This is a genomic window from Paenibacillus sp. CMM36 (genome assembly GCF_053570945.1).
In genome coordinates, this window is record NZ_JBSEDY010000069.1 from 1 (window position 1) to 825 (window position 825).

Sequence of the window (825 nt, forward strand, 5' to 3'; positions counted from 1 at the left end):
GTGGGGTAACCCGCAAGGGAGCCAGCCGCCGAAGGTGGGGTAGATGATTGGGGTGAAGTCGTAACAAGGTAGCCGTATCGGAAGGTGCGGCTGGATCACCTCCTTTCTATGGAGAATCGTTTCCTGCGATGGAAACATTCAAATATGAAGTGTAAGCTTCAAAATTCATCATTCCATTTGTTCAGTTTTGATGGAACTTGTGAGGGGCCATAGCTCAGCTGGGAGAGCGCCTGCCTTGCACGCAGGAGGTCAGCGGTTCGATCCCGCTTGGCTCCACCAATTACAATTTCATCATAAACTGTATGAGAATCGTTAACTCCTTGGAGATTGATTGATAATCAAACAGCCTTGCACCTTGAAAACTGGATACCGAAACGAAATTGCGTTTTAGAATATTCCTTTAAGCTGATCTTGTGTAAACAAGTGAAATAAAGGTAGCAGGTAAGGAAAGATCTTTTGCCTCTGGCAAAAATCATTCTTTATCGAACATCGACATGTTCTTTCTTGGAAAGAAAAGTCTAGGTTAAGCTACAAAGAGCACACGGAGGATGCCTAGGCGCCAGGAGCCGACGAAGGACGTGGCGAACAACGATAAGGCCTCGGGGAGCTGTAAGCAAGCTTTGATCCGGGGATGTCCGAATGGGGAAACCCGGCTGTCTTCATCGACAGTCACTACTCACTGAATTCATAGGTGAGTGAGAGGCAGACCAGGGGAACTGAAACATCTAAGTACCCTGAGGAAGAGAAAACAATAGTGATTCCGTCAGTAGCGGCGAGCGAACGCGGATTAGCCCAAACCAAGGAGCTTGCTCCTTGGGGTTGTGG

The 825-nt window shown here is 48.0% G+C and carries 1 tRNA gene and 2 rRNA genes; all 3 read left to right on the forward strand.

Annotation, left to right across the window (positions count from 1 at the left end):
• Positions 1-106: ribosomal RNA gene (locus ACWA2B_RS27900) — 16S ribosomal RNA — on the forward strand; the annotation flags it as partial.
• Positions 107-203: 97 nt separating this feature from the next.
• Positions 204-279, forward strand: a tRNA-Ala gene (locus tag ACWA2B_RS27905).
• Between the two features lie 242 nt (positions 280-521).
• Positions 522-825: ribosomal RNA gene (locus ACWA2B_RS27910) — 23S ribosomal RNA — on the forward strand; the annotation flags it as partial.